The 20,022-nt window shown below is 62.7% G+C and carries 23 protein-coding genes; 17 read left to right on the top strand and 6 right to left on the bottom strand.

All coding sequences use genetic code 11. The features are described 5' to 3' along the window. The first annotated feature begins 138 nt into the window (after positions 1-138). From cobA to N2597_RS11060, 6 genes are all read left to right on the top strand, one after another. Positions 139-978, top strand: coding sequence for a uroporphyrinogen-III C-methyltransferase (cobA, locus tag N2597_RS11085; protein ID WP_183599338.1), 840 nt, complete (start codon positions 139-141; stop codon positions 976-978). Beyond that, entirely contained in the window at positions 975-2,282 is a 1,308-nt protein-coding gene (locus N2597_RS11080; protein WP_183599340.1) for a cobyrinic acid a,c-diamide synthase CobB, read from the top strand. Before cobA ends, N2597_RS11080 begins: the two co-directional genes overlap by 4 nt. Further along, the gene (locus N2597_RS11075) at positions 2,279-3,343 is read left to right on the top strand and encodes a threonine-phosphate decarboxylase (protein WP_096761885.1); all 1,065 of its coding nucleotides are present in this window, start codon (positions 2,279-2,281) and stop codon (positions 3,341-3,343) included. Before N2597_RS11080 ends, N2597_RS11075 begins: the two co-directional genes overlap by 4 nt. Beyond that, positions 3,340-4,320: an adenosylcobinamide-phosphate synthase CbiB gene (gene cbiB, locus N2597_RS11070; RefSeq protein WP_183599342.1), complete on the top strand. Its 981-nt coding sequence runs from the start codon at positions 3,340-3,342 to the stop codon at positions 4,318-4,320. The genes N2597_RS11075 and cbiB overlap by 4 nt, the downstream gene beginning before the upstream one ends. Before the next feature lie 85 nt (positions 4,321-4,405). Continuing rightward, positions 4,406-4,606 carry an ECs_2282 family putative zinc-binding protein gene (locus tag N2597_RS11065; RefSeq protein WP_183599344.1) on the top strand — a complete coding sequence of 67 codons (201 nt, stop codon included), beginning with the start codon at positions 4,406-4,408 and terminating at the stop codon, positions 4,604-4,606. A gap of 150 nt (positions 4,607-4,756) precedes the next feature. Continuing rightward, positions 4,757-5,185: a L,D-transpeptidase gene (locus tag N2597_RS11060; RefSeq protein ID WP_183599346.1), complete on the top strand. Its 429-nt coding sequence runs from the start codon at positions 4,757-4,759 to the stop codon at positions 5,183-5,185. On the opposite strand, the gene N2597_RS11055 is transcribed toward N2597_RS11060, so the two are convergent. Next, positions 5,175-5,894, bottom strand: coding sequence for a Crp/Fnr family transcriptional regulator (locus N2597_RS11055; protein WP_096761883.1), 720 nt, complete (start codon positions 5,892-5,894; stop codon positions 5,175-5,177). The genes N2597_RS11060 and N2597_RS11055 overlap by 11 nt on opposite strands. Before the next feature lie 407 nt (positions 5,895-6,301). Between N2597_RS11055 and N2597_RS11050 the strand changes: the two genes are divergently transcribed. The 7 genes from N2597_RS11050 (at position 6,302) to N2597_RS11020 (ending at position 12,581) form a co-directional block, all read left to right on the top strand. After that, positions 6,302-6,580 (top strand): acyl carrier protein, encoded by a 279-nt coding sequence (locus N2597_RS11050; protein ID WP_003540486.1) that lies wholly within the window; start codon positions 6,302-6,304, stop codon positions 6,578-6,580. A gap of 117 nt (positions 6,581-6,697) precedes the next feature. After that, a complete protein-coding gene (locus N2597_RS11045) occupies positions 6,698-7,180 on the top strand; it encodes a 3-hydroxyacyl-ACP dehydratase FabZ family protein (RefSeq protein ID WP_183599348.1) in 483 nt (160 codons plus the stop codon). Beyond that, positions 7,177-8,382, top strand: a complete 1,206-nt coding sequence (locus N2597_RS11040; protein ID WP_096761882.1) for a beta-ketoacyl-ACP synthase — start codon at positions 7,177-7,179, stop codon at positions 8,380-8,382. The genes N2597_RS11045 and N2597_RS11040 overlap by 4 nt, the downstream gene beginning before the upstream one ends. A 10-nt stretch (positions 8,383-8,392) precedes the next feature. Beyond that, the gene (locus N2597_RS11035; RefSeq protein ID WP_096761881.1) at positions 8,393-9,679 is read left to right on the top strand and encodes a beta-ketoacyl-ACP synthase; all 1,287 of its coding nucleotides are present in this window, start codon (positions 8,393-8,395) and stop codon (positions 9,677-9,679) included. Between the two features lie 56 nt (positions 9,680-9,735). Next, positions 9,736-10,764, top strand: coding sequence for a zinc-binding dehydrogenase (locus N2597_RS11030; RefSeq protein ID WP_096761880.1), 1,029 nt, complete (start codon positions 9,736-9,738; stop codon positions 10,762-10,764). A 6-nt stretch (positions 10,765-10,770) separates the two neighbouring features. Continuing rightward, positions 10,771-11,703 carry a lipid A biosynthesis lauroyl acyltransferase gene (locus N2597_RS11025; protein WP_009990509.1) on the top strand — a complete coding sequence of 311 codons (933 nt, stop codon included), beginning with the start codon at positions 10,771-10,773 and terminating at the stop codon, positions 11,701-11,703. A 185-nt stretch (positions 11,704-11,888) separates the two neighbouring features. Further along, entirely contained in the window at positions 11,889-12,581 is a 693-nt protein-coding gene (locus tag N2597_RS11020; protein WP_183599368.1) for a PAS domain-containing protein, read from the top strand. 5 nt (positions 12,582-12,586) lie between these two features. On the opposite strand, the gene N2597_RS11015 is transcribed toward N2597_RS11020, so the two are convergent. Together N2597_RS11015 and N2597_RS11010 are read right to left on the bottom strand one after the other, a co-directional pair. Continuing rightward, positions 12,587-12,946 (bottom strand): VOC family protein, encoded by a 360-nt coding sequence (locus tag N2597_RS11015; RefSeq protein ID WP_183599350.1) that lies wholly within the window; start codon positions 12,944-12,946, stop codon positions 12,587-12,589. Further along, positions 12,947-13,345 carry an SRPBCC family protein gene (locus N2597_RS11010; RefSeq protein ID WP_183599352.1) on the bottom strand — a complete coding sequence of 133 codons (399 nt, stop codon included), beginning with the start codon at positions 13,343-13,345 and terminating at the stop codon, positions 12,947-12,949. It abuts the gene before it with no gap. Positions 13,346-13,584: 239 nt separating this feature from the next. On the opposite strand from N2597_RS11010, the gene gndA reads away from it, so the two are divergent. The 4 genes from gndA to N2597_RS10990 all read left to right on the top strand — a co-directional run bounded on the left by gndA (position 13,585) and on the right by N2597_RS10990 (position 16,910). Continuing rightward, positions 13,585-15,036 carry an NADP-dependent phosphogluconate dehydrogenase gene (gene gndA / locus N2597_RS11005; RefSeq protein ID WP_170961392.1) on the top strand — a complete coding sequence of 484 codons (1,452 nt, stop codon included), beginning with the start codon at positions 13,585-13,587 and terminating at the stop codon, positions 15,034-15,036. A 144-nt stretch (positions 15,037-15,180) separates the two neighbouring features. Beyond that, on the top strand, positions 15,181-15,675 hold the full coding sequence (locus tag N2597_RS11000; RefSeq protein WP_183599370.1) for a GNAT family N-acetyltransferase: 495 nt from the start codon (positions 15,181-15,183) through the stop codon (positions 15,673-15,675). 15 nt (positions 15,676-15,690) lie between these two features. Continuing rightward, complete coding sequence (locus N2597_RS10995) at positions 15,691-16,200, top strand: GNAT family N-acetyltransferase (protein ID WP_009988670.1); 510 nt, start codon at positions 15,691-15,693, stop codon at positions 16,198-16,200. A 92-nt stretch (positions 16,201-16,292) separates the two neighbouring features. Beyond that, on the top strand, positions 16,293-16,910 hold the full coding sequence (locus N2597_RS10990; RefSeq protein ID WP_183599354.1) for a class I SAM-dependent methyltransferase: 618 nt from the start codon (positions 16,293-16,295) through the stop codon (positions 16,908-16,910). Between the two features lie 35 nt (positions 16,911-16,945). On the opposite strand, the gene N2597_RS10985 is transcribed toward N2597_RS10990, so the two are convergent. The 3 genes from N2597_RS10985 to N2597_RS10975 form a co-directional block, all read right to left on the bottom strand. Then, complete coding sequence (locus tag N2597_RS10985; RefSeq protein WP_183599356.1) at positions 16,946-18,022, bottom strand: D-alanine--D-alanine ligase family protein; 1,077 nt, start codon at positions 18,020-18,022, stop codon at positions 16,946-16,948. A gap of 33 nt (positions 18,023-18,055) precedes the next feature. Then, entirely contained in the window at positions 18,056-18,670 is a 615-nt protein-coding gene (locus N2597_RS10980; protein ID WP_106796718.1) for a cysteine peptidase family C39 domain-containing protein, read from the bottom strand. 193 nt (positions 18,671-18,863) lie between these two features. Beyond that, entirely contained in the window at positions 18,864-19,907 is a 1,044-nt protein-coding gene (locus N2597_RS10975) for a LacI family transcriptional regulator (RefSeq protein ID WP_183599358.1), read from the bottom strand. Positions 19,908-20,022 lie beyond the last annotated feature (115 nt).

Genomic DNA, 20,022 nt, shown 5'->3' with positions numbered 1-20,022 from the left:
ATATTCATGCGGTTGCCCGGATTTTTCGAGCATTCGAATCCGCCTCCTCGCAAAGTGAATCATCGTCAACTCAGCAACTTCAAGTGAGATGGCGCAGGCGGCGTTGACCTTGCTCTTCACTGGGCCTAGATCAACAAAATGTTGATTAATCCACTTTCACATTTGCCGGCGTTGGAGCCGGGCAGCGTCTGGCTCGTTGGGGCCGGTCCCGGCGATTCCGGGCTGTTGACGCTGCTTGCCGCCAAGGGATTGGCGGAGGCGGATGTGGTTGTGCACGATGCGCTGGTCAACGAGGACTGTCTGAAGCTCGCACGGCCGGGCGCGGAATTGGAATATGCCGGAAAGCGCGGCGGCAAACCCTCCGCCAAGCAGCGGGATATTTCGCTCCGGCTGGTGGAGCTGGCGCGCGCCGGCAAGCGGGTGCTGCGGTTGAAGGGCGGCGATCCCTTCGTCTTCGGGCGGGGCGGGGAAGAGGCGCTGACGCTGGTCGAGCACAACATCCCCTTCCGCATCGTGCCGGGCATTACCGCTGGCATCGGCGGGCTTGCTTATGCCGGCATTCCGGTGACCCATCGGGAGATCAATCATGCCGTGACCTTTCTCACTGGCCATGATTCCTCTGGCATCGTGCCCGATGCCATCAATTGGGAAGCGATCGGGAAGGGTTCTCCCGTCATCGTGATGTATATGGCGATGAAGCATATCGGCCAAATCAGCGCCAATCTGATCGCGTCGGGCCGCCCAGCGTCCGAGCCCGTCGCTTTCGTCTGCAATGCGGCGACCGGCTCGCAGCAGGTGCTGGAGACGACGCTCGGCGAAGCGACCGATGCCGTGGCCGCCTCCGGGCTCGAGCCGCCGGCGATCGTCGTGGTCGGTGAAGTGGTGCGGCTGCGGGCATCGCTCGACTGGCTCGGCGCCCTTGCGGGCAGGCGGCTGCAACCTGATCCTTTTGGCCGGTCCGGCAAGGTGACGGCATGAGCGGCCTCCTGATTGCAGCCCCTTCCTCCGGCGCCGGCAAGACGACGGTAACGCTTGGGCTGCTGAGGGCGCTTCGCCGGCGCGGCGTGGCGGTCGCGCCGGGGAAGGCCGGACCCGATTACATCGATCCCGCCTTCCATGCGGCGGCAAACGGCACGCCCTGCCTGAATTTCGACCCCTGGGCGATGCGACCAGAGCTGATCTTGGCCAATGCCACGCTGCATCGTTCCGGTGACCGTATTCTCGTGATCGAGGCGATGATGGGGCTGTTCGACGGTGCGGCTGACGGGAAGGGGACGGCGGCCGATCTTGCCGCCCAGCTCGGGCTTTCAGTCGTGCTCGTCGTCGATGCCTCGCGCATGTCGCAGTCGGTAGCGCCGCTGGTATCAGGTTTTGCCGGTTTCCGCGCCGATGTCCGCGTCGCCGGCGTCATCCTCAACAAGGTTGGCAGCGAGCGGCACGAGGCGATGCTGCGTCAGGCGCTCGAAGCGATTCGCATGCCTGTTATAGCGGTGATCGGCAGCGACAAGGCGCTGGCCTTGCCGGAACGCCATCTCGGCCTCGTCCAGGCCGGCGAACATGCCACCCTCGAGCATTTCATCGACCATGCGGCGGACGCCGTTTCCGAGGAGTGCAATTTCGAATTCCTGCTGCGCACCGCAAGGCAGGGCCTCAACCGGCCGTCGGCGGCCAATATCGATCGACTGATGCCGATCGGCGCCCGGGTCGCCGTGGCGCGCGATGTCGCCTTCGCCTTTTCCTATCAGCATATGCTGCTCGGATGGCGGCGGCGCGGCGCGGATATCTCCTTTTTCTCGCCGCTTGCCGACGAGGCGCCGGCCGCAGATGCCGATGCGATCTATCTGCCGGGCGGTTATCCCGAGCTGCATGCCGGGCGGCTTTCCCAAGCGCAGAATTTCCGCGCCGGCATGCTCGATGCGGCGGCGCGCGGCATCCGGATCTACGGTGAGTGCGGCGGCTACATGGTGTTGGGCGATGGGCTGATCGATGCTGAGGGCAGGCGCCACGAAATGCTCGGGCTGCTGCCTGTTGTCACCAGCTATGCCAAGCGCCGGCGCCATCTCGGCTATCGTCGTGTGACGCCGCTTGACGGCGCCTTCTTCGCTCGGACGATGACGGCGCATGAATTCCACTATTCAACAGTCGTCTCCGAGGGGGAGGGAAACCGGCTGTTTACCGCGCAAGATGCACTCGGCACTGATCTCGGTGCGGTCGGGCTCCGGCGCGGCCAGGTGGCGGGCTCCTACATGCATCTGATCGATCTTGCGAAAGCGGCCGGATGAGCGCGCCGATCGCCCACGGCGGCGGCATCACCGCCGCAGCCGCCGCCTTTGGCGGCAGGCCGCAGGACTGGCTCGACCTTTCCACCGGCATCAATCCGTGCCCGCTCGCTCTGCCGGAGATCCCCACAAGGGCCTGGCACCGTCTGCCGGACAGCTATCTGGTCGATGAGGCGAGGCGGGCGGCGCGGGATTATTATGGCAGCGGCGCGATACTGCCGCTGCCGGTGCCCGGCACGCAATCGGTGATTCAGCTTCTGCCGCGCCTGCTTCGACAGGGACGCCAGCTCGGTGTGACGGACGACAGGGTCGCCGCGACGGACGACAAAGTCGCCGTGGCGGACAATAGGATTGCCGTGGTGTCGCCGACTTATGGCGAATATGCGCGCGCCTTCGCCTCGGCCGGTTTTGCCGTCGACGCGGTCAACGATATCGCTGCGATCGGCGGCCAGTACAGGCTTGCGGTCGTCGTCAATCCGAACAATCCGGACGGGCGGACATGGCCGGCCGAAGCGTTGGCGGCCCTGCACGACAGGATGAAATCGGCAGACGGGCTGCTTGTTGTCGATGAGGCTTTCGGGGATACGGATCCAGCGCTCAGCCTCGCAGCCCGCGCGCCAGAGCTTTCCAATCTGATAATCTTTCGTTCGTTCGGCAAGTTCTTCGGGCTTGCCGGCCTGCGGCTCGGTTTTGCAATCGCGCGCGAGGATATTCTCGCGCGTATCGAGGACTGGCTTGGCCCCTGGGCGGTCTCCGGCCCGGCGCTGTCGCTTGCCGCCTCGCTGTTCGGTTCGGACGTGGCTGCGATCCGCCGCTCTCTCGATGAACGCAGCGCCGCGCTGCAGGCGGCGCTGAGCGCTGCCGGGTTGCGGATCAGGGGAGGAACTGCGTTGTTCACGCTTGTTGCCGATAGCCGGGCGAGCGACATTTACACGCATCTTTGCCGGCATCATATTCTCGTCCGCAAGTTCGATTATGCGCCGGATTGGCTGCGTTTCGGGTTGACGCCCGATCCGGCGGCAAACAGACGGCTTGGCGCAGCCCTTCAAGGATTTGAGCGATGACGATCGACGAAAACCTCCTCGTGCTGCTCCTGGCGCTGCTGCTCGATCGGATCGTCGGCGATCCGCAATGGCTGTGGTCGCGGGTGCCGCATCCCGTCGTCATCCTCGGCGCGGCGATCTCTTACGCCGACCAGCAGCTCAATCCCTCAAGCCTTACGGGCTCCCAGCGCCGGATGAACGGCGTCGCGGCGATCCTGGCGCTGCTTGTGCTTTCGATTGCTGCGGGCTTCGTGTTCGACCGGTTTTTTGCGCTCTTCGGCCTTGCCGGCATCGTGCTGGAGGCCGGGCTGGTGGCGATCTTCTTGGCGCAAAAGAGCCTTGCCGATCATGTCGCGGCCGTCGCTATGGCCTTGCGCGGCGAGGGGCTTGCCGGTGGCCGGAACGCCGTCTCCCGCATCGTCGGGCGCGATCCCGAGACACTCGACGAGCCGGCCGTCTGCCGCGCGGCGATCGAAAGCCTTGCAGAAAATTTCTCCGACGGCGTCGTGGCACCGGCCCTCTGGTATGCCGTCTTCGGGCTGCCGGGCCTGCTGGCTTACAAGATGCTGAACACGGCGGACTCGATGATCGGCCACAGGTCGGAAAAATACATCGATTTCGGCTGGGCCGCGGCTCGGCTGGACGATATCGCCAACTGGCCGGCCGCGCGGCTCTCCGTCCTTTTGATCGCCGCCGGCGCCTGGATCCGGCGCGGCATGAGCCCCTGCCGCGAGGCGATCCGGGTGGCGATGCGCGACGGCGGCCTGCACCGCTCGCCGAATTCCGGCCGGCCGGAGGCGGCTATGGCCGGTGCTCTGAACGTCCAGCTCGCCGGCCCGCGCATCTATGGCGGTGTGGTCGTGACCGAGCCGATGATCAACAACGCCGGCCGGGACGTTGCCACCGCCGGCGATATCGAGGACGGTGTGTCGGTGTTTTATGCCAGCTGCATGGTGTTCACTGGTCTGATCTTCGGGTTGTTTCTGTGTTTCTTGTAGGATGGGCCGTAAGGCACCCCAGTGGACACTCCCGCCGCAAAGGTTTATGCGAAGCGCCTCAAATCGATCAGACCGGAAGATAGCGATGACAGTCCAGGTTGAACTCCCGTGCCCTAAGTGCAAGAGCACCAAGATGAAATTCGAGCGCCCCGAGATCCGCGAGACCGATATCATCACCTGCGCGGCTTGCGGCCATAATCTCGGGACGATGGCCTCGATTCGTGAAAAGATGAACAAGGCCTACCAGCAGCTCAAGCGGCCATCGACGGCGCGTAAGCTTCAGTGAGCAAGCGCCGCCGTCTTGCGGCGTTTCGGTCATGCTTTCGCTCGTTATAATTGTGATTACCATTCGGGTTAAAGCTATATAATAAGTATCATCGTAGTCTCTCTGTCGTGAGGGCGCAATCAAACTGCGCGGGTGCGAAGAGGGGTTATCATGAAGACGATTTTTGCGGCTGCGGCCGCAAGTTTATTGCTGCAGTTTTCTCCGGTTACGGCTGAGGCAGCAACGCTGGTTGCCAATATCAGCATCGGCAAGCAGACAATAACCGTCACCGAGAACGGCTTCGTCAAGTATCGCTGGAAGGTTTCGACCGCGCGCAATGGTTATGTTACGCCGACCGGTTCCTGGAGCGCCAAGTGGCTGTCGCGCGATCACCGCTCCCGCAAGTACGACAACGCGCCGATGCCTTACGCCGTATTTTTCAACGGCGGTTACGCGGTTCACGCCACCTTTGATCTAAAGCGTCTCGGCAGGCCGGCCTCGCATGGCTGCGTTCGTCTGCATCCCGACAATGCGGCGGCATTCTTTTCGCTGGCGCGCCAGGCAGGTCTCGCCAATACCCGGGTGATCATCACGCGCTGATTTTCTCCAACTCATCCATATCAGGAACGACGATATGTCTGGAGTTCTCAATCACGATGACACCCCGCTTGCGCAGTCTGGTCATCTGCCGGCTCACGGTCTCGATCGTCAGTCCGAGAAAATCAGCGATTTCGGCGCGCGACAGCGGCAGGTCGAAGGCGGCGCTGATGGCGGTCTGCGGCTCGGCATGGGTGGCGATGAGATGGAGCAGGCTTGCGACCTTCTCTTCCGCCGTGCGGCGACCGAGCGTCAGCATCCATTCGCGCGCGGCATCCAGCTCCTTCAGCGCCTGATCGTGCAGGCTGCGCTGCAGCTCCGGCGTCTCCGCTATCATGCGGTCCAGCAGGTTGCGGGGGAAGACGCAGATTTCGGCATCAGTGGCCGCCTCGGCCGACAAGGTGCTTTCGCGTACGAAGGGCCGGCCGACGAAATCGGGCGCGAATTGCAGGCCGACGATCTGCTGGCGACCATCCGGCATCACTTTGCAGAGCTTCACGACGCCGCGCATGATGTTCGAATAGAAAGAAGTTTCCGCCCCTTGCGCGATGATTTCCGCGCCGGCATCGACCTTGCGGCGCAGCGAGTGGCGGCCGAGTTCCTTCAGTTGGTGGTCTGACAGGGCGCCGCAGACGACGCCGTGCCGCGCCTGGCAGGAGCTGCAGGCAACGGGCGTGCCGGTATGGAAAACCTCACTGTGTGCGACGTCCATTGTACTGATCCCTTTGAAACCCCAACATGCCTGGCATGTCCACCACGATTACGCCGAGGATGCGGGCTCGGCTATCCCGATTTCTTTCAGCGCGGCCTTGATGATTATCAATTTTCTCACGGCCGCGACTTGATCCAGATCAAACCTTTCGGGCTGGGCCTAACGCTGCAGCGGGCTGCGGCCGGCATCGCGGCGGCGTCTGCGGGACTCGATTCGGCTCGGTCTCGCGTGTTGCGGGCGGGATGCGCCATTGCCTTCCGCCTCGGCGCTTGTAAATGCCTCCATTCCATTGCTGTTTAGGCAACACCTCATCGCCAAATTGCCGCAACGGCCGGACGAAAGCATTGGCTTTTGAAATGGATTTGCCTATGAGGGGGTTTAAATCGTCATTTCATGAGGTACAGCGCGTGACCGCTACATTCGATAAAGTTGCCGACATTATTGCAGAAACCAGCGAGATCGACCGCGCCACGATCACGCCGGAGAGCCATACGATCGACGACCTCGGTATCGACAGCCTCGATTTCCTCGACATCGTCTTTGCAATCGACAAGGAATTTGGCATCAAGATTCCGCTCGAAAAGTGGACGCAGGAAGTCAATGAGGGCAAGGTTTCCACCGAAGAATATTTCGTGCTGAAGAACCTGTGCGCCAAGATCGACGAGCTCAAAGCAGCCAAGGCCTGAGCGACATATCAGTCTTTTTTGAACGCCCTGCCGCCCTTGATATGGCGGCCGGGCGGTTTCGTTCCTAAGTAGGCGTCACCGGCGGGCGGATTTTGCCCGTCGGGCCGGAGGATCCGAATGCTGCTGGAATATTTCCAGATGATTGACCGCGTCGAAGCGGTGGACCTGAAGAAGGGCACGCTTGCGGCACGATCCTTCGTGCCGGCCAAAAGCCCCGTCTTCGAAGGCCATTTTCCCGGCATGCCGCTCGTTCCCGGCGTGCTCTTGATCGAGACCATGGCGCAGGCCTCCGGCATGCTGGTGCTTGCCGCCACGGATTTTGCCGCCATGCCCTTCCTGATGTCGGTCGACGGCGCCAAGATGCGCACCTTTGTCGAGCCGGAAGCCGTGCTTGATATCGAGGCTGTGCTGGAGCATGACGGTTCGGGTTTCGCGGTCACCAAGGCCAAGATCACCAGCGGCGGCAAGAAGGTCTGCGATGCGCAGCTGAAACTGCGCACCATGCCCTTCAGCGAGGTGCCGCTCGGCGATATCGTAAAAAAACGCGCAGGCGAAGTCGGGCTTCTCGAAGCGATCGCAGCGCAGGGAGTGATTGGATGAGCAAGGCTGCAAACGACGTCGTCATTTCGGGCGTCGGCATCGTTACCTGTCAGGGTGTCGGCAAGGACGCGCATATCGCGCTGCTTTCGGCCGAAAGTGCGCCGAAGGCGATCGTCGAGACCGAGAAGTTCAAACCCTATCCGGTGCATCCGCTGCCGGAGATCGATTGGTCGCAGCAGATTGCCAAGCGCGGCGACCAGCGCCAGATGGAAAACTGGCAGCGCATCGGCGTCTTCGCCGCGGGTCTGGCGCTCGACGATGCCGGCTTCAAGGACAATATCGAGGCCTGCGGCACGATGGACATGATCGTGGCGGCCGGCGGCGGCGAGCGCGACATCAATGTCGATACGCTGATCGTCGACGAGGGCCTGAAGCGCAACGACCGCGAGCTGCTGCTCAACGAAAAGCTGACGACGGAGCTCAGGCCGACGCTGTTCCTGGCGCAGCTTTCCAACCTGCTGGCCGGTAACATTTCCATCGTTCACAAGGTTACCGGCTCGTCGCGCACCTTCATGGGCGAGGAAGCCTCGGGCGTTTCCGCCGTCGAGACGGCGTTCTGGCGCATCCGTTCGGGTGAATCTACCCATGCGCTTGTCGGCGGCGCCTTCGCTGCCGAACGTCCCGACATGATCCTGCTCACTGAAGCAATCGGCGCGCATACGCGCGACGAATGGGCGCCGCTCTGGTCGCGCTCCGGCCTTGAAGGCGGCGGCATGATCACTGGTTCGGCCGGCGCCTTCCTGGTACTGGAATCGCGCAAGCATGCGGAAGAGCGCGGCGCGCATATCTATGCGACGATCAGCGCCGTCGAAGGCGACCGCGGCAGCCGTAGCGGTGGCAATTTCGAAGTGCGCATGGAGCGGCTGCTGAAGCCTGCCGCCGAGCTGCCGCCAGAGGGGACGGCGATCTTCTCCGGCTCGACCGGCATGCATGAAATCGCCGCCCGTGAAAAGGCGGTGCTGGAACATCAGCTTCCCGGTGCTGCGATCCGCGGTTTCGGCGGCCTTTCCGGTCACACGATCGAGGCGCATTTCCCGCTGGGGCTGGCGCTCGCCGCCCTTGCCATCGATACCAAGGCCAAGGTTCCGCCCTTCGACGCTGCTCATGAAGCGCCGATGAAGGTGGGCACGAAAGCCGCCGTCGTAACGACAATCGGACACCAGCGCGGCGAGGGCGTCGCCGTTCTTTCCGCAGAGGCGTGAGGAGAGAGATATGACAGATTCCGCTTACAAGGATCATCTCGGCCGGCCGATCGTCGCAGTGACCGGCATGGGCATCATCACGTCGCTGGGTCAGGGCCTGAAGGACAACTGGGAGGCCCTTTCTTCCGGCACCTCGGGTATCCACGCGATCAACCGCTTTCCGACCGAGGGCCTATCGACCCGGATCGCCGGCACGGTCGATTTCATCGAGATTCCCGTGCCGAACGCCGTCGAGCGCTCCTACGCCTTTGCGCGCGAGACGACCATCGAGGCGCTGGCCGATGCCGGCTTATCAGGCGATTTCAACGGCCCGCTGTTTCTTGCCGCGCCGCCGATCGAGCCCGAATGGAGCGCCCGTTTCGAGCTTGCAGACCGTTCGCCGGCTGCCGACCATCCCGGTGATGCCTATGAGCGCTTCCTGACGGCACTGCGCCAGCGGCCGGATCCGGCCTTCCACGAGGCGGCCCTGTTCGGTGCGATTTCCGAGCGCCTCGCCGACCGGTTCGGCACGCGCGGCCTTCCCGTGACCTTGTCGACGGCCTGTGCTTCCGGCGTGACCGCGATCCAGCTCGGCATCGAGGCAATCCGCCAGGGCCGCACCGACCGCGCGCTGACCGTTGCCACGGACGGATCGCTCAGCGCCGAAGCGTTGATCCGCTTCTCGCTGCTGTCGGCTCTTTCGACGCAGAACGATCCGCCGACCAAGGCCTCCAAGCCGTTCAGCAAAGATCGCGACGGCTTTGTCATCGCTGAAGGTGCTGCGACGCTGGTGCTGGAATCGCTCGAATCGGCGGTCGCTCGCGGCGCCAAGGTGCTCGGAATCATGAAGGGTGCCGGCGACAAGGCCGACAGCTTCCACCGTACCCGGTCTTCGCCCGACGGCGGCCCGGCGATCGCGACGATCCGCGCGGCCCTTGCCGATGCGGGTATCGACGAGAGCGGCATCGGCTACATCAACGCGCACGGCACCTCGACGCCTGAAAACGACAAGATGGAATATGGCGCCATGTCCGCCGTCTTCGGCGAACGGCTGGTCGGCATTCCGGTTTCGTCGAACAAGTCGATGATCGGCCATACGCTGACGGCGGCTGGCGCGGTCGAGGCGGTGTTCTCGCTGCAGACGATGCTGACGGGCACGCTGCCGCCGACGATCAACTACAACAATCCCGATCCGTCGATCGTGCTCGATGTCGTGCCGAACAAGAAGAGGGAAGCCCAGGTTTCGGCCGTGCTTTCCAACTCCTTCGGCTTCGGCGGGCAGAATGCCAGCCTTGTCATGGCGCTCGAACCGGCTTAAGCGGTTCCCGACAATTTTCGAGACGAGATGACGCCTTCGAGGCGAGGGGTTTTGCCATGCGTGCTTTGCAACTGATCGACGACCGCAAGCTGGAGATCACCGACCTGCCGGAACCGGACGCGCCCGCAGCCGGCGAGGTGACGCTGCGCGTCAAGGCGGTTGCGCTCAACCATATCGATGTCTGGGGCTGGCGCGGCATGGCATTCGCCAAGCGCAAGATGCCGCTCGTCATCGGCGCGGAAGCCTCCGGCGTCGTCGAAGCGATCGGGCCGGGTGTCGCCAACGTGCTGCCAGGTCAGCTGGTCTCGATTTACGGCGCGCGTACCTGCGGGCTCTGCCGCCCGTGCCGCGAAGGCCGCGACAATCTCTGCGAACACGTTTCCGGCGTGCATGGTTTCCATCTCGACGGTTTCGCGCAGGAGAAGGTCAATCTGCCGGCGCGCCTGCTCGTTCCGGCTCCTCCCGGTGTTGACGCGATCGGCGCGGCGCTTGCGCCGGTCACCTTCGGCACGGTCGAGCACATGTTGTTCGACAATGCCAAGCTCGAGCCCGGCGAAACGATCCTCGTCCATGCCGGCGGCTCCGGCATCGGCACGGCGGCGATCCAGCTTGCCAAGAAGATCGGCTGCACCGTCATCACCACTGTCGGCTCCGACGACAAGATCGAGAAGGCCAAGGCACTCGGCGCCGATCACGTGATCAACTACCGCACCGACCGCTTCGAAGGCGTCGTGCGCAAGCTCACCAAGAAGAAGGGCGTCGACGTCGTCTTCGAACATGTGGGCAAGGATACCTGGGCCGGTTCGATGCTCTGCATGAAGCGCGGCGGGCGTCTCGTCACCTGCGGCTCGACTTCAGGCGTTTCCACCGAAATGAACCTGATGATGCTGTTCCAGCAGCAATTGAAGCTTCTCGGCTCCTTCGGCTGCCGCATGGAAAACATGGCGGAAGCGATGCAGAAGATGGGCCGCGGGCTCGTCCATCCCGTTATCGATACCGAAGTCGGCTTCGACGATATCGACCGGGCGCTAGAGCGGATGGAATCGCGCCAGATCTTCGGCAAGATCATCCTGAAGATGGATTGAGCACACGTGAAGCTGATCATTACCCGGATCGTCCTGGCGCTCAGGAATTTCCAGCAGTGGCTGGTGGCACAGGCGATGTTCGGCTTCCTGAACCTGCTGAAGCTGTTTCCGGCCGATGGCGCGATCCGCTTTGCCGATAAGGTGATGCGCCGCCTCGGCCGGCGGACCCGCCGCCATAAGCTGATGCTGACCAATCTGCGCAACGCCTTTCCCGAGAAGAGCGAGGCCGAGATCGAGGAGATCGCGCTCGCCAGCTGGGGCAATATGGGAAGGCTTGCGGCCGAATATGTCTTCCTCGACCAGCTGTTCGACTATGATCCTGAAAAATCGGAGCCGGGCAGGGTGGAGGTCTCGGGCATTCCGATCTTCCTCGACCTGCGCGACAATCCGCGCCCCTTCATCGTCTTCACCGGCCATACCGCCAATTTCGAGCTGCTGCCAGTGGCGGGTGCTGCCTTCGGGCTGACGGTAACCGTGCTGTTCCGGCCGCCGAACAACCCTTACGTCGCCAAGAAGGTTTTCGACTTCCGCAGCGCCCGCATGGGCAAGCTGGTGCCCTCTCATGCCGGTTCCTCCTTCGCGCTCGCGCGTCAGCTGGAAGCGGGCCAGGGGGTGGGCGTGCTTGTCGACCAGAAATTCGGCAAGGGGCTGAAGGGCACCTTCTTCGGGCGCGAGGTCAAGACCAATCCGCTGTTGCCGAAACTGGTGCGCCAGTTCGATTGCGAGGTCTATCCGGCGCGCTGCATTCGCCTGCCGGGAAACCGCTACCGCCTGGAAATCGAACCGCGTCTCGATATGCCGCGCGACCAGAAAGGCAATCTCGACCTGCCGGCAGCCGCCCAGCTGCTCAACGACAAGGTGGAGAGTTGGGTGCGGGAATATCCGGAGCAGTGGCTCTGGTATCACGACCGCTGGCAGATCAAGAAGACGCTCGCGTAAGAAGGTCCAGCCCCCATTTATCAGCGGTGAAAAGCGGCAGGTGCCCTCAGATTGAAACCGAGTACACTTCATGTTACCCGTCACCACCAGGGCGCGAGTAAAGTCTACCGTAAGGCGCATTTGGTAAAATGGAGCCACATCGGTTATTTGACACGCCGCTTGGGACAATGGGAGTGAGAGGTGTCTTGCTGGAGCTTTTTCGAGCCTTTTCCTTGCGCTACGCGCAAATAGAGGAAGCCATACGCCTCGGCGACGATCAGCGCGTCATGTCGCTCGACCGGCATGTCGAGCCGCTGGTCGAGGCGATTCTGGCATGCCGGGCAGCCAATCTGCTGGAAGTGTATATGCAATTGCAGTTCGTCAGTCATCTCATCGCCCGAGATGCCGACGACAGTGCCAGCGTCCGAGAACATACGACGGTGCTTTCCTACCTGCTCGACCGCTATTTCGGCACTCATGGGCCGGGCTGGAGGGTGCCTTCGCCGCAGGATGTGCGCATTGAACCGCCGGCAGCCTATGAACCCGACACCGACAATGGCCAGTTTCTCAATGCAGCGATCCTCGAGAGCCTGCCGGATCGGGTAGCGGTGCTGACCAGGGACTATCGCTATCTCTATTCCAATGCGGCCAACAGCGCCCATCTCAACAGGAAGCCGATGGAACTCATTGGCCGGCACATTTCCGAATTCATCGGCGAAGAACGCTTTGCCGGATGCGCTAAACATAAGCTGGACGCCTGCTTTGCCGGCAAGCAGATCGACTACACTTATGAGCGGGCGGCCGGCGGCCGCGCGTCGCGGCAGGTGCGCTGTCGCATGTCGCCGCTGCGCGACGGCGGCGGCACCGTGATCGGTGCTCTGATCGTGATGGGCCAGTAATCAGATCAGGCAGTCGCCCAGACGGCGAGCTCATAACCGTCTCTATCAAGGAAATGGAAGCGGCGGCCGCCGGGAAAATCCGTGATCGGCCGGCAGATCGTGCCGCCGGCTCTTTCGACCGACGTCAGCACCTCCTCCAGATCATTGGCGTAGACGACAACAAGCGGACCGCCCGGGCGCACGGGTCCAAAATCGGTGAAGCCGCCCTTGAGACGGCCATCGTCGAATTCGCAGTAGTTCGGACCGTAATCGGTGAAACGCCAGCCGAAGGCCGAGCCGTAAAAGGCTTTGGCGGCGGCAACGTCGGCGACGTTGAACTCGACATAATCGATGCGGCGGTCGTGGTTTTCTGACTTATCGGCCATTTATCTCTCCATCAGGGCTTTCAGCATGGTGAGGTCCTTCTCGACATGGGCGGCGTCGGCGGAAAACTGCGCGTCGGTCATGCCGGGCAGACACAGCAGCGTAAACATGATCTCGCAACCATCGCCGTTCGGCACGATGCGCAATGCATTATAGACCCTGAGACCGGATTCGATCGTCACCGTATGGTCGATCACGCCGAATTCATTGGCGGGCACGAAGCTCACCTTGACAGTGCCGAGAGCCCCATGGGCGATCCAGTCGGCGCCATTTGGCTCAAGGCCGCTTGCGAGGCCGGAGGCCCAGAGCGGCATATTCTCCGGCTTGCCGGCGAACTCATAGACGTCGCGCCAGTCACGCTCGATCGATTGGTGGATGATTTTTGCAGGCATTGTCGACATGGCTTGCAGATCCTTGATCTTGGTCGAGCGAGAGTAACAACCCACCCGACCCATGATAACACGAGACAGGGCATTACAGATGCGCTAAGGGCAGGTCACACCACATTGCTGCTGGCCGATCAGAGGCAGGTTGTCGGACAAGCCGGTATTGAAAGCTTCATTTCATTGGCTTTTGCGAACCGATTAGACCCTTGGCAGGCTTGCCGTTTGACCGAGACAGTGCCACAACACCGGTCCAAATGACACATCGGAGGTTTGTCGTGGAAAAGGCAGAAATCGGACTGATCGGCCTTGCGGTCATGGGCTCCAACCTGGCGCTCAACATCGCGGAGAAAGGCAATAAAATTGCGGTGTTCAACCGCACGCCTGAGAAAACCGACGAATTCTACGAAAGCGCCGGCGATCTGAAAAAGCAGATCATTCCCTGCAAGACCATCGAAGAATTCGTCGATGCGATCCGGCCGCCGCGGCCGATCATCATTATGATCAAGGCGGGTGACGCCGTCGACCAGCAGATGGAGGCGCTGCGCCCGCATCTGTCCAAGGGCGACATCATGATCGATGCCGGCAACGCCAATTTTCGCGACACCGTCGCCCGCTTCGACCGTCTTAAGGATACCGATCTCACCTTTATCGGCATGGGCGTTTCCGGCGGCGAGGAAGGTGCGCGCCACGGTCCGTCGATCATGGTCGGCGGCACCGAAGAGTCCTGGAAGCGCGTCGAAAAGGTGCTGACCTCGATTGCCGCCCGCTACAATGACGAGCCCTGCGTCGCCTGGCTCGGCAATGACGGCGCCGGCCATTTCGTCAAGACCATTCATAACGGCATCGAATATGCCGACATGCAGATGATCGCTGAAATCTACGGCATCCTGCGCGACGGCCTCGGTAAGAGCGCCTCCGAAATCTCCGGCATCTTCGGCGAATGGAACAAGGGCCGGCTGAACTCCTACCTGATCGAGATTTCTGAGAAGGTGCTGGCGGCGACCGATCCGGTTTCCGGCGGCCCGATGGTCGATATGATCCTCGACAAGGCCGGCCAGAAGGGCACCGGCAAATGGTCGGCGATCGAGGCGCAGAACATGGGCATTCCGGCAACGGCGATCGAAGCCGCTGTCGCCGCCCGCAGCCTCTCCTCAATGAAGTCGCAGCGCGAAGCCGCGGAAAAGATCTTCGGCACCCAGGCCGTTTCGTTCCCGATCGCTTACGGTCCCGAGCTCAACAAGGATCTGGAACTGGCGCTGTTTGCCGCCAAGATCGGCGCCTACGCCCAGGGATTCGCAGTGATGGCGGAAGCCTCGCGCGAGTTCAACTGGTCGCTGCCCATGCCGACCATTGCTCGGATCTGGCGCGCCGGCTGCATCATCCGTTCACAGTTCCTCGACGAGATCACCTCGGCCTTCACCAAGGCGCCTGACGCTGCAAATCTCATCGTCACCCCGGCCTTCTCGGAAATGGTCAAGGAATCGATCCCGGCGCTGCGCCGCGTCGTCGCTGCCGCCATCTCGGCCGGCCTTCCAGTGCCGGCGCTGACCTCGGCGCTCACCTATTTCGACGCCTACCGCCAGGGCAGGGGAACCGCGAACCTCATCCAGGCCCAGCGCGATTTCTTCGGCGCCCACGGCTTCGACCGCCTTGATGGCAAGGATTTCCACCACGGACCCTGGGGCAGCGGCGCGGCGACCTTCTGAGGTTTTCTGGAAAGAGATCGAGAAGCCCGGCCATCGCGCCGGGCTTTTTCGTGGTTATGCGTGCCACTGCGCCCGTGCAAAACCAGCGTGCAAGCAGGGAAAAGTGTAGGATATAATCTGGTGCACCCCGGGGAATGGATGGAGATGCTAATCCGATACGAGACGCCGGCGGATATCGACGCGATCCATGATCTGACGTCGATCGCCTTCGCGCCTATGCCTTACAGCGACGGTACGGAGGCGGAGATCATCCGGAGGCTTCGCGCGAGCGGCGACCTGACGATTTCGCTGGTCGCCGAAGAGGAAGGCGAGATCCTGGGGCATGTGGCGTTTTCGCCGGTGAGGATCGACGGCGTGCATGGCGGCTGGTTCGGGCTGGGTCCGATATCGGTCAGGCCGGAGAGGCAGCGGCAGGGTATCGGCAAGGCGCTGATCGCAAAGGGACTTGCATTGCTGGAGGAGATGGGAGCCAGCGGATGCGCGCTGATCGGCAATCCCGAGGTCTATCGCAGCGCGGGCTTCTGCAGCGACGGAAGACTCAGCTATCACGATCTCGATACGCTGTTCGTGCAGCACATTGTCCTCCGCGGGCCGGCGCCGAGTGGCACGCTTCGGTTCGCTCCGGCGTTCGAAAGCTAGCAGAAAGGCGATGACATGCCCGGAACCGGCGCGATCACTCTCCGAACCGAGCGGCTGATTCTCCGCAAGCCTGAGATCGACGATTTCGAAGCCTATGCGGGGCTGATGGCTTCGCCGCGGTCCGCCGGGATGGGCGGACCATTCGATCTGCGGGCGGCGTGGGGGATGTTCTGCCACGACGTGGCGCTCTGGCAGCTTTTCGGGCATGGAGCTCTGATGATCGAGCTGGCGGAGAATGGCGAATGCGTCGGCCAGGTGGGGATCAATCATGGGCCGCTCTTTCCTGAGAAGGAGTTGGGGTGGTTCGTCTATGATGGGCATGAGGGCCGCGGTTATGCGACCGAGGCAGCCCTGGCGCTGCGGGACTGGGCCTTTTCGGCGCTAAAGCTTTCATCGCTCGTCAGCTATATTGCTCCCGGCAATGCCGCATCCGTTGCCGTTGCCGAACGGCTGCGGGCACGTCTCGACCCCACGGCGCCCCGGACAGATCCTGCCGATCTCGTCTATCGTCACTCGGCTTCGTGAGATCATGCCCGCAGGCGTAACGCGGTTGACGGACGTCTCAATGCTTACATCTTGTTAGGTAGGATCGGGCTCTGCAAGAGCTGGGGTGCCGGATGGCGGACGCGAAGCGCGAACACTGGGATGAGGTCTATCGCACGAAAGCGGCCGACAGCGTCAGCTGGTATCAGCCGACGCCGGGTCCTTCGTTACATGTGCTCGATGAGCTGCAACTGCCGGCCACGGCTTCGCTGATCGATGTGGGCGGCGGCGCATCGAGCCTTGTCGACCGTCTCGTCGAGCGCGGCTGGCCCGATCTCACCGTGCTCGATATCGCCGCGCCGGCGCTAGACGTCGCCAAGGCGCGGCTCGGGGGCGAGGCTGTTCGAATCACCTGGTTGGTTGCCGACGTCACCGTATGGAGACCTGACCGCCGGTACGATGTGTGGCACGACCGGGCCGTTTTTCACTTCCTCACCGATCCCGGGCAGCGGCTGGCCTATCGCCATGCGCTCGAAACCGCTACGGCACCGGGAAGCATCATGATCATCGCGACCTTCGCGCCGGACGGGCCGGAGCGGTGCAGTGGCTTGCCAGTGGAGCGTTACGACGCGGCAGTGCTTGCGACCGAGTTTTCCCCCGCCTTCGCGCTCGAACGCGACTGGCGCCAGGAGCACACGACACCCCGCGGCGGGCGTCAGTCCTTTCAATGGTGTGTCTTTCGCAGACAGTGAGGTTTACCTCGCCGATATCCTTTTCCGACATTGCCTCAGGCAGTCCGGCCTGCGCGCGCCATGCCATGCTCCACCAGCCGGTCGATGACTTCGGCATAGCTGACGCCGCTTGCCGCCATCGCCTTGGAATACATGCTGATATCGGTAAAGCCGGGGATGGTGTTGAGCTCATTGATGACGAAGCGCATGTCGGGGGTCAGGAAGAAATCGACGCGTGCCATGCCGTCGCAACCAACGGCCCGGAAGGCTTCTGCCGCCGCGTCGCGCATGGCGGCCTCGATTTCCGGCGGCAGCTCGGCCGGCACCTTCAGCGCAGCGCCCGTCTCATCGATGTATTTCGCATCGTAACTGTAGAAGCCGTGGCTATCCGCCGGGACGATCTCGCCGGGGCGTGAAACGAAAAGCTTTCCAGCCGCATCCTCCAGCACGCTGAATTCGATCTCGCGGCCGGCAATAAATTCCTCGGCAAGCAGGGTGCCATCGTGGCGGAAGGCTTCGGCAAGAGCGCCTGCGAATTCCTGGCTGGCATGGACCTTGGCGACGCCGACCGAAGACCCCTGGCGCGCCGGTTTGATGAACAGTGGCAGGCCGAGTTCGCCTTCGAGCGCTGCGAGTGACGGGGTCGTCCCTTCATGGATCGTTACGGCGCGGGCGACCGGCAGGCCGGCCGCCCTGAGCAGCCGCTTGGCGATCTCTTTATCGAGCGCTGCGGCCGAACCAAGGATGCCGCAACCTGCCAGCGGCACACGCGCCACCTGCGCCACACCCTGTACCGACCCGTCTTCGCCATGCAAGCCGTGCAGCACGGGAAACAGCATGTCGATCGCCGCCAACTCATGCGGTGCGCCATTAGCGGGGATCGCCATCACCCGGCCGCAGCCGCCCGGCACGAGGCAGATTTCCGTGCCCGACGATGGTGTCGCCAAGGCGCCGTCCACGAAGGCGCTCGTGAGCCACCGACCCTCGCGAGTGATGAAAATCGGAAAGGCGTCATACTTTTCGGGCTTGAGCGCACCCATGACGTTGGTTGCCGAAAGGATGGAAACCTCGTGCTCGGCCGAGCGGCCGCCGAAAAGCACGGCGATGCGCAGCCTGTTGGGGGAAGGGTTCATGCAAGCCTCCGGAAGGATCAGGTGTTGAAAGGGTCAGGCGTCGACCGATATGCCACGATTGGCGAAGAAGCGGTCGAAGACGGCAAGCGGCAGCGTCACGTCGGCCTGGCTCGCCTTGTCATGGCCGGATGGATTGTGGAAGCGGATCGTTTGCTGCGAGGCTGCCGTCACCAGCACCAAATGTCCGCCCTTCGACGGCGGTTTGCGCTGCGGCCAGCGAATGGCCGAATGCACCGAAGCGATGAAGAACCGGCGCTTCGACAGAAGGTCAGGAATGGCCGATGTCTCGACGCCGGTCATCGTCTCGGCGCCGAGCCCGAAATGCTCGGCTGCGAAGCGCACGAAGGGCGCATAGATCAGTCCCTTGATCGAGGCATCGATCTCGTTGACGACATAACCGCCATAGGCGGTGCAGACGCGGGCAAGCTCGAGCGTCGGATGGATTTCGCCACGGGCGGCGAGGATCATCTTCAGACAGGCCATGCCGCAGACATTAACCGCCCAGCGCGCATATTCCTCAACCGTGCCGGCTCCGGATTGGCGCCAGAGCGGATCGCTGAGCAGAGCTTGCCATCCCTCGGCAAGCACCGGCAGCGTCATGCCGGGTGTTTCCCATTGGCTGAAATAGGGCACGCCGCTCTCTTGCATTATGTCGAATCCCCGTGGCTGGGCTTGAGATGGCGGGCAATCTTGGCTTTTTTCGAGCCGATGGCTGCTGGCGAATTCGAGGGTAGGGCTCGTTTTTCGTCAGGAGATCGGTGCCGACCAATGTTCGAGGCCGGCGTGCCTGCGTACGATGTATGCAAGGAGCAACGCTGCGCATCTCACCCCACCGTCCCGCCTACCGGCTGCTCTCCGGCCAGACGGGCTGGCTGATGCTCTGCAGCAGTTCCGGCTCGACGCCGTCGATGCGGGCGATGACGGCTTTGGCCATTTCGCGGCCGGCTTGGCGCACGTCCTCCTGGGCGGTGATGATCTCGGGACGGATCCAGTTCAGGATCGGCACCGACTGCTTCGAAACCATGTCGAGATCGCGCCCCAGCGCCTTGCCGGCGGCCTCGACGCCGGCATTGACGGCAATCGCCGCGCTGCCGGCGGAACAGACGATGCCGTCAGGCGCGTTCGCCGAACGCATCATCACCTCGACGACGTCGCGAATGTCGGCGAGCGGCGCATCGGTGTTGATGCGCAGCGGCACTTCCTCCGCGCCGCAATCGTGCAAACCGGTCTGGAAGCCGATGCGGATGTGGGCGTAATAGGTGAGCTTGCTCGGCGGCTGGAGCAGGGCGATGCGCCGGCGACCGCGCTGGACGAGTTTTTCCACGGCCTGATGGGCGAAGGCTTCGTTGTCGAAATCGTGGAAAGGGTGCGTGAGACCCGCATCGGTGCGCCCATGCGTGGCGAAGGGCATGCCGCGCTCGGTCAGCAACCGTACACGAGGATCGTCCGGCTCGATGCGCGAGATGATGACACCGTCGGCCGAGCCCGTCTCGAGGATATAGCGTACCGGCAGCATCGGGTCCTTGCTGTGGGAATGCGGCGTGACGACGATATGATAGGGCGTGCCGGACAGGACCTCCGAGATGCCGAAGACCATCTGGCTCGAGAAGCCCATGATCTCTTCGTCGATGCTGAGGACGAGGGCGATGACATTGGTCTTGCCGGTGCGCAGGCGCACGCCGGCCCTGTTCGGCTGGTAACCGAGCTGACGGGCGACCATGCGCACCCGCTCCTTGGTTTCGGCGCCGATATCCGGCGCATCCTTCAGCGCGCGCGACACCGTCGTTACGCCTAGTCCGGTCATGAAGGCGATCGTCTTCAATGTCGGGCGTTCGCGTGCCGCCTGCACCGATGCTGCTTTCTCGAAATTTCCCTTGCTTTCCATGCCTGTAGGCCTGCCCCGCGCGAATTGGTGTCGCTTATAGAGGCTTTTTCAAGCGCCGTAAGCCCGTCGCCTGCCAAAATCGCGCCTCCCTGAGGAACGCAATCTGTAACGATAC

This window comes from Rhizobium sophoriradicis (assembly GCF_025200795.1).
Lineage (GTDB): Bacteria > Pseudomonadota > Alphaproteobacteria > Rhizobiales > Rhizobiaceae > Rhizobium > Rhizobium sophoriradicis.
Note: the sequence above shows the minus strand (reverse complement) of the source record. Positions and strands in the feature narration are given on the sequence as shown.